The sequence below is a fragment of the Vibrio sp. 1580 genome, assembly GCF_033340055.1.
In genome coordinates, this window is the sequence record NZ_JAWOVT010000033.1 from 1 (window position 1) to 7,057 (window position 7,057).

Here is a 7,057-nt window from a genome sequence, read left to right on the forward strand (position 1 = left end):
CTCAATTGCGTATATAGTGGTTTTTTTTGGCCTAAGTCTATTAAGAACGTTCAATTGCTCACACAAACCTAGTCTTAAATATGATGTGTATGAGATAAATGGGATAAAGCGTGAAACTAAAAATTTATTTTAAAACATCGAATAACAAAGGCTTTGAAATCGCATCATATCAAGAACATTACGAGACAATTGTTGCTCAATGGCTTTCGTTAGGTCGTACACTAGAATCGAGTTCTTTTTTCCTTGTGCTGTACGATGATGATGGTAAGTGTGTAGATGCCAAATATCTTTCAAAAAATAATTTTAGTCGATTGCTGATAGAGTGGGACTGCTTTGGTTTAAAAGAAAGTAATGAGTAATTTAACGTAACACTCGTTGTGTGAACTGACAGATAGAGCTGCATTGTTCTACACGAACACTAGAAACAAAAAAGCCTCCCATCAGGGAGGCTTTTTTGTTGGATAATCACCTGATCTAAGAAGATCAGCATTGAGATCAAACGCTTTTAGCATTAATCTCTTTCTCCAGATGTGAAAAAACCGACCTTGCAGGGTCGGTTTTTTCGGAAATACTTACGAGTTTCAGCGCTCCGGTAAGTCCTTTCATGATAGACCATTTCACGAATCGACTTCAAGTATTCCCTGCACTCTGTTTGGATCAAGATGTTTTGGACAGAGCGACGCGCATCAGCCACCGACCAAGGGAAGTTCCATAGGTGGCAGGTAAAGGCACTCATCATAACTTGCGAAAGCACGATAAAACCGCCCTGTTGTAGCTGCTAGACGGGGAGAGCGGAAAAGGAATAAGTGATGGGTGTTGTGAGACTGGAATGGGGGCCAAAAGCCTTACTCACAGCGCAGGGCAGCCCGAAAGGGTAAGAGAAAAAACTCCACGGAAAGCGACCACAGACAATGCTCAGATTCACTCAAAACGAGTCGAAAATGGGTAGGGGTCGGCGCAGCCGAAAGGGCTGAAAGCGCCGCCTTGTGCGGCAACCTTATTGCCCTTTTGGGCTTGTCCACAAAAGAGCGTGGGCAACTCAAAAAGCCCCTTGAGCTCTTTTCGGTGGGCAATGCCCAAATGAAAATCTTTGATTTTCCCTGAGGGGGGTGCGGGGGGAGTTACTCTTTCTTGTGTTGTCTGGCTCGTTCCAGTAAAGCACGATACGTGAACTTTTCTCCATTTGGGAAAGTCCAGTTAGACTCCTCCAAAAATTGAGCAATACATCGTTTCTGTTCACTCAATCTATCTCGCTGTCCGAGTTTACTGTGGTTTTCTCTTTGTTGTTGTTTTAGAGCGTGTTGGGTTTGTGCTATCCAATGCTGTACTTTTCGTTCTTGTTCTTCGGTCTGGTGCTGAATGGAAAGTAGCCCTTTCTCCCATTGTTTAAATTTCTCTTCTTTTTCGGCGTGTTCATTTAGAACATCTTGTTGGATTTTTTGTCGGTACTCTTGTTTGAGCGTTTCCAGTTCTTCCGATCGTTGTGACAATCTTTGTTTACTTTCGATGATGACTTCATCCGAAAATGCTCGGATGGCGTTAAAGAGCACGCCACTGATAGTGACCAGTACAAGACAAAACGCAGCGATATACGCCCAACATTGCCATTGTGCCCAAAGAGTGTTGGCACCACTCCCAAGAATGATGGGGTTATTGGGGTCGGCGACATCAACCAAAACGATGCTCTCTGATGGGGTCAGGAAGCTGAGAAAAGGAGACAGTAAGGCCAATAACAGCCCACAAATAACGAGGGGGATAGCCCAAATCATCGTAGGTATACCTCTGTAATATCGGGGCGGAAATGCCCAAGTTCTTGAGAAATAATCGTCATGACGTCAAGGCGAGCAAAGTGGTTGGCTAATTGCTCATAACGATTTTGGGCGTAGCTGTGGCGTAGACCATGTGCACCGTTAGAGTAACCAAGTGCACGTATACTGGCTTTGCTGAATGCATCTGAAAATTTGTGGCCACCGACTATGTTGTAATGAGATTCGTAATTTACGCCTCTGTCGATCACCGAGATGGGCGTGTCGAGTCTGCGTGCTTCTAGTCGTTCGGCTAAATGGTTAGGGATCTGCACTTCACGGATCAGACCGCCTTTGCCTTTTACAGTGTACGTTTGAGAAGGCTTTGGGAGGTGAGAAAATTTATCTTGGTGTACTTCCCTTGGGCTTGGCGGCATTTCACCTGAAGGACGTAAGGTGAGAATCTCGTGAGCGCGTAGCCCCGATTCGTGGCACAACTGAGTAGAGAACGCGTGGCTGTCCGATTGGTGTTGAGTGATCGCATGAACTTGCTCAGGAGTGTAAGAACGGGACGCTTCAATGCTCTCTAAAGAGGATTTTACGACATCGAGCTTTTCTGTTTCTTTCAGTTCATGTGTTACATGCTGCATCATGGTTTGGAGTGCTTGACGATCCATATCGACCGTTTTTTGTGAACACTCTTGAGCGCGGGTTTCTAAGTAAGTCTTAGTTTTTTCTGGCGTGAGTTCTCGGAGTGCGCCTAGTTTGAATTCTTTCAGGTAATCACAGCAAGTTTTAAGTGCTTGTTCGTAGTTCCTGGCTGTGCCTACCGAATCTATAATGTTGCCTTTACCCTGTAACTCTTTCATTACCGAGGCTGCTTGATTCTCTGATTTCGCGAAATGTCCTCTAGCCATGACGTGTCACTCCAATGGAATGAAGGTAACGAAGAATGGTACTTCTTGCGGCGTATTGTTTGTGTTTGGTTTCGAGGTGTAGAGCGATCAGTTCTAATGATGCGCCACTGGTATACATCTTGGCGATTTCTGCGCGGAATGGCTCAAGTTTGGACGTGCGTTTTTTGTAGTTTTTGCCCTTGCGTAGAGCACGTACTTTTTTGGCAGCTTCGGTCGCTGCGATGGGATCAAAGCTCATAAAAATCTCGATGTGTTTGCGTAAGAACTAGCCGAATACTCTGACGTATCCAGACGGCACTGCCGTTCGCCAATTTGCTACTTTTCGTTTAGCCGGCTGACTGTTCACACCACTACGTCCACTTTCCGTGCATGGATAACGTACTGAGTTTTGTGTTTCGCTAACTTTGAGAAAGCCCCATTGGTATCAGTATTGGAACCAACGTATACGGTTTTAACTAGGCCGTACTCCCCACAGGCAAGAGCAAAATTAACTCGGTTCTCAGACCGGACGGTGCTCTGAATGCAACGTAGACCAGCCGAATCGGCTATGCGGTCAGGGTCCTGCTTTTGCAGTAAGGTAAGTCTTGAGGTTATGAAACTGGTTAATCATTGTCAACAAAGTTAATGTTGCAGCTTGTTTGTTGCGTGAAATTCATTTTGGCTAGATAAATACTCGCGCTATGTGGAAATTTTAATTTCTACATAGCGCGAGTTGGCTCGCGAAATTTGTGAAGGGTGCTCCATAAATCGCGAAGCGACAGGGGAGCACTTTGAGCGAATTTGATAGGTAGTAGTGACAGTGTGAGGTGACTCAAGACATTTTGGGGGAAGAAACACCGTGTTTGAGTGGTTCGGTTTGTCTTTAATGTTATGTTTCTACATGCTTTTTAGCATTTATTTTCTTGGGAAGAAAATAGCTAGTTTAAGCTCCATATACTGACGAAAATTCGAAGCAGAACTGACAAGGTGAGCTTACTGTATTCCCAGGGGGTGAATACAGTATTGAAATACAGTTTTCTTAATAAAGACTGTTCTTATTACTTTTTCGGTTTACCTGCATCACTGCGTTTTGCACGCCATCGACCATTTTGATTACGAGATCTTACTTGCCCAGATGTCGGTCCTGATTTTACTACCGGCCCTCCGGTTTCTTTTGGTGAAGTCATTACTCATCCTCCTCATTCAAAGCATCTGCCGCTCCAAGAACAGCTCCAGCAATTGATGTGATTGTTGCACCTGTTACGGTAATTGTCCCTACCGCTCCAAATACTGGCAGTGATACACCTAAAGCGACTCCAGCTGCAGCTCCTTTAGCTACGGTTACTAGTGCATTAACAAAAGACATTGAAGTTCTCCTTGTTCAAAAATCAAATCAATTACTGGTGTTTGATAAATAACCTGTTACCAAGCGAGTGACACCGTTTTCTGTGGTAAAAACATAGGTCACCCCATCATGTGAAACCTTACAAGAACAGATGCTGATAGAGTTGCCTGCCACTGCGTTTAATAGGGTGGCGTAAGCTTCACGACTTTTAGTGATAAAGAAGCTCATCAAACCAACGCCACGTTCTCTCCCCTGCTCTTGCCAGATATGCAAGCAGCGTTCACTCAAGCGATCAATGGCGTGGGCAGAAACTTCAACACGAGGTAACGCAATGCTATTCATATAAATCCCTTAGATAACTTTGAATCAATGATTTTATAAACTGTGAGTTTAATCTACTGTCAATTTTACTTTTGCGCAAGTATAATGTTCAAAATTTTCAGATTGGATACAGATATGCTTAAAGAGACATCTTTGGTAACGATAATTGGCTTATGCCTCAAAGAATTGAGAGTTAGCAAAAAAATCACTCAAAGTGATATGGCAGATCATATTGGTATGACGAATGCTGGATGGGGAAGGTTGGAAAATGGTAAGGCCTCAATCTCAGTAGAGAACATGGCATTGGCTTGCGAATACCTGCTCGTATCTTTAGAAGATATGTTTTTCAATATTAATAGAGTCTCTGAAGGCCTAAAGAATGAAGGTTGGATAGTTCATACCAGGCGTATAGATAATGATGGTTTGATTATAGGAAGGGAAATTGAAAGCAGTTACGAAAAGCTTCAAGGTCGACTTTCTGTATCGCCAGGAGCTGCAACCATGTTTATGACAGAACTTTCTCCAATTGCAGTAAAGATAGGAGCTTCAGTTGGTACTGCTATCGGTAAGGTAGCAAGTATTAAAAAGAAAAAATCAGAACCCCAAGTGCTCATCGAAGGAGTGTTAGTAAAAAAGGCTGCTGCAGCGTTTGAGTGGGGAAATGAGATAAATAAAAGCTCAGATCAAAGTCATAAATAAACCATCGTTTTCGATAGTTCTTAGTGGCAATTTTTAAAACTAAGTAAGAAAAATAAGCCTTATCGAATGTTTTTTGTTTGAAATGAAAAGCGTTATTCCATCCTTACGAATCGTTTTGAAATCGTAACAAACTTTCAATGCGTTTTAGCCATATATTGCTTTGCTTAAGACGGGAAAAGTTGAATCTGAAGTTGATAAAGAGGTGTAAGGGGGATTCTTACAGCCTATCTTGTCCATTTAACATATAACCAATATTGCGAACCCAAGACCACTTACAAGAAAGGCTCCTGATGGGGAGCCTTTCTTAGTTATTGAGTTACCAAAAATCTGGTTGATTCATGCGTGTAGGGAACACCCTTAGTATCTCAATGCGATTATCTTTGACTCGATAAGGTATTAAGTAAGGAAACTTTTGCAAGATTAGTTCTCTTGTTCCGAACACTCTCCCTGGTCGTCCCATTGCTGGGTTTGCTTTCAGGAGTTCTGTTAGTTCGTGAACTTCTTTAACAAAGTCCCTTGCTGACTGAGGGTTTTGTTCCTGTAAGTATTCAGCTGAATGCTCTAAATTGATTAACGCTTTTTTTAGCCATTTAATCTGCATTCACACCCCACTTAGAGAAAGCACTTTTCACATCATCTGCACTAGCAAAATGACCTGCATCAGCTTCGCTAAGAGCTTCTTTAATTTCATTTATCTGCCAAAGCTCACGCTCTAAGTAATCTTGGATAGCTTGGTTTGTTATCCAAGACTTTGTTCTGCCTGTTGATTCAGCAAGCTGCGTTAACTTTTGCTCGATATCGTCAGGAATTCTTACCGACATAGATGGCATGGTGGTCTCCCTCTTGTATTGCGTTGTATGCATTGTAATACAAGAGGGAGGATTTACCATAATAGGAATAACGACACCGATTTTGGCCTTTATGGTACGATCTAACCTCAAATTGTTTATCGAGAATTCAGCTATGGGAAAAAAGTCATCACGAAAAAAAGAGATTCTAGAATTAGAAACTCTCTTTGGCCCAGTAGTGCAGATGCGAAAAGAGGTTGAGGTGCACCTTTTGGATATGGCACGAACGCATAAGATGATGTCACCATGTCCATGCATTGGTTGCTTTTCTGATATCGCGCATAATTTTATTCATGAAAAATGTGATGAACCTTTTGCTGGGGTGCTACATGAAGCAATGATGAATCAAATCAGTGAGCAGTGGGATTTGTTGTAACGATAACTGCACTTTGTGGAGAACACTTATTCGTAGCAAGAAGAGCATTGAGATCAAACACCTTTGGGATTAATCTCTTTCCCCAGATGTGACAAAACCGACCTTGCAGGGTCGGTTTTGGTCGGAATACTTACGATTTTGAACGGTCGGTAAGCTCTTTCATGATAGCTCATATCATTTAAGCACTTCAAGTATTCCCTAGGCCCATTTGGAATCAAGATGTTTTGGGTGGGCAATGGCATCCTGCTACCGATCAAGGGATACCTGAGGTAGCCAGCGAACGAACTAGATCCGAAATGACGTAATAGGTCACGGTGCTACAGCTGCTAGGCATCGAGTAAGGCTCAATGATAATACGGTCTGGTGTGTGCCACTGAGGTGGATGATTCAAATAACTGCAAAGGTTCTTGAGTCACTGACGGCACAGCGTAGGGCAGCCCGAAAGGGAGAGAAAACCCCAAGGTTAAGCGTGAAATGAACCCCGATACTTCAGCCATAAAGTGATGGCAACGAGGTAGGGGTTCGGCGTAGCCGAAAGGGAACGCTCTATCGGTGTTTTTGCTTCTCTCTAGGTTTCATTGAACATAACAAAAATAATAAGCACCAAAACAACGTTATGTTGCTTTAAATTATGAGCTTCTTTGCTTCGATTTGAAGCCATTCAAATGTGTTTTTGGGCTCTCCATGCATTTCCATTTGATGCCAAAGTTTTTCAAATGACAAAATAGTGACTTGTAGAGCAACTTCTTCATTTCCAATTTCCATTGTTAAATTTTCGAGAAGTTTAATCGTATGAGCATCTACTAAAGTGTCGTATTTTTTTATTT

Annotated in this window: 12 protein-coding genes; 3 read left to right on the forward strand and 9 right to left on the reverse strand. The window is 42.6% G+C overall.

The features are described 5' to 3' along the window. Positions 1-110: 110 nt before the first annotated feature. Positions 111-359, forward strand: a complete 249-nt coding sequence (locus R7093_RS23570) for a hypothetical protein (RefSeq protein WP_005398517.1) — start codon at positions 111-113, stop codon at positions 357-359. 762 nt (positions 360-1,121) lie between these two features. Here R7093_RS23570 and R7093_RS23575 read toward each other — a convergent pair. The 6 genes from R7093_RS23575 to R7093_RS23600 all read right to left on the reverse strand — a co-directional run bounded on the left by R7093_RS23575 (position 1,122) and on the right by R7093_RS23600 (position 4,328). Further along, a complete protein-coding gene (locus tag R7093_RS23575; protein ID WP_276458239.1) occupies positions 1,122-1,769 on the reverse strand; it encodes a hypothetical protein in 648 nt (215 codons plus the stop codon). Further along, positions 1,766-2,662, reverse strand: coding sequence for a site-specific integrase (locus tag R7093_RS23580; protein WP_318146839.1), 897 nt, complete (start codon positions 2,660-2,662; stop codon positions 1,766-1,768). Before R7093_RS23580 ends, R7093_RS23575 begins: the two co-directional genes overlap by 4 nt. Beyond that, entirely contained in the window at positions 2,655-2,900 is a 246-nt protein-coding gene (locus tag R7093_RS23585) for a hypothetical protein (RefSeq protein ID WP_169631551.1), read from the reverse strand. The genes R7093_RS23580 and R7093_RS23585 overlap by 8 nt, the downstream gene beginning before the upstream one ends. Before the next feature lie 799 nt (positions 2,901-3,699). After that, a complete protein-coding gene (locus R7093_RS23590; RefSeq protein WP_276404996.1) occupies positions 3,700-3,828 on the reverse strand; it encodes a hypothetical protein in 129 nt (42 codons plus the stop codon). Further along, complete coding sequence (locus R7093_RS23595; protein ID WP_169630992.1) at positions 3,828-4,007, reverse strand: hypothetical protein; 180 nt, start codon at positions 4,005-4,007, stop codon at positions 3,828-3,830. The genes R7093_RS23590 and R7093_RS23595 overlap by 1 nt, the downstream gene beginning before the upstream one ends. Before the next feature lie 27 nt (positions 4,008-4,034). After that, positions 4,035-4,328 carry a hypothetical protein gene (locus R7093_RS23600; protein ID WP_276443199.1) on the reverse strand — a complete coding sequence of 98 codons (294 nt, stop codon included), beginning with the start codon at positions 4,326-4,328 and terminating at the stop codon, positions 4,035-4,037. Between the two features lie 114 nt (positions 4,329-4,442). Here R7093_RS23600 and R7093_RS23605 point away from each other — a divergent pair, with 114 nt between their 5' ends. After that, positions 4,443-5,006, forward strand: coding sequence for a helix-turn-helix transcriptional regulator (locus tag R7093_RS23605; protein ID WP_318146840.1), 564 nt, complete (start codon positions 4,443-4,445; stop codon positions 5,004-5,006). Positions 5,007-5,322: 316 nt separating this feature from the next. Here R7093_RS23605 and R7093_RS23610 read toward each other — a convergent pair whose 3' ends face one another. Both R7093_RS23610 and R7093_RS23615 read right to left on the reverse strand, forming a co-directional pair. Further along, complete coding sequence (locus R7093_RS23610; protein ID WP_086484181.1) at positions 5,323-5,607, reverse strand: type II toxin-antitoxin system RelE/ParE family toxin; 285 nt, start codon at positions 5,605-5,607, stop codon at positions 5,323-5,325. After that, positions 5,597-5,836: a CopG family ribbon-helix-helix protein gene (locus R7093_RS23615; RefSeq protein ID WP_001139687.1), complete on the reverse strand. Its 240-nt coding sequence runs from the start codon at positions 5,834-5,836 to the stop codon at positions 5,597-5,599. Before R7093_RS23615 ends, R7093_RS23610 begins: the two co-directional genes overlap by 11 nt. A 133-nt stretch (positions 5,837-5,969) precedes the next feature. On the opposite strand from R7093_RS23615, the gene R7093_RS23620 reads away from it, so the two are divergent. Continuing rightward, positions 5,970-6,230 carry a hypothetical protein gene (locus R7093_RS23620; RefSeq protein WP_318146841.1) on the forward strand — a complete coding sequence of 87 codons (261 nt, stop codon included), beginning with the start codon at positions 5,970-5,972 and terminating at the stop codon, positions 6,228-6,230. Between the two features lie 624 nt (positions 6,231-6,854). On the opposite strand, the gene R7093_RS23625 is transcribed toward R7093_RS23620, so the two are convergent. Further along, positions 6,855-7,057: hypothetical protein (locus R7093_RS23625; protein WP_169696969.1), on the reverse strand; the 203-nt coding region annotated here is incomplete at its 5' end.

Coding starts and splice junctions, on each gene's coding strand:
- R7093_RS23575 (WP_276458239.1), bottom strand. CDS start 1,769: ATGATTTGGGCTATCCCCCTCGTTATTTGTGGGCTGTTATTGGCCTTA.
- R7093_RS23580 (WP_318146839.1), bottom strand. CDS start 2,662: ATGGCTAGAGGACATTTCGCGAAATCAGAGAATCAAGCAGCCTCGGTA.
- R7093_RS23585 (WP_169631551.1), bottom strand. CDS start 2,900: ATGAGCTTTGATCCCATCGCAGCGACCGAAGCTGCCAAAAAAGTACGT.
- R7093_RS23590 (WP_276404996.1), bottom strand. CDS start 3,828: ATGACTTCACCAAAAGAAACCGGAGGGCCGGTAGTAAAATCAGGACCG.
- R7093_RS23595 (WP_169630992.1), bottom strand. CDS start 4,007: ATGTCTTTTGTTAATGCACTAGTAACCGTAGCTAAAGGAGCTGCAGCT.
- R7093_RS23600 (WP_276443199.1), bottom strand. CDS start 4,328: ATGAATAGCATTGCGTTACCTCGTGTTGAAGTTTCTGCCCACGCCATT.
- R7093_RS23605 (WP_318146840.1), top strand. CDS start 4,443: ATGCTTAAAGAGACATCTTTGGTAACGATAATTGGCTTATGCCTCAAA.
- R7093_RS23610 (WP_086484181.1), bottom strand. CDS start 5,607: ATGCAGATTAAATGGCTAAAAAAAGCGTTAATCAATTTAGAGCATTCA.
- R7093_RS23615 (WP_001139687.1), bottom strand. CDS start 5,836: ATGCCATCTATGTCGGTAAGAATTCCTGACGATATCGAGCAAAAGTTA.
- R7093_RS23620 (WP_318146841.1), top strand. CDS start 5,970: ATGGGAAAAAAGTCATCACGAAAAAAAGAGATTCTAGAATTAGAAACT.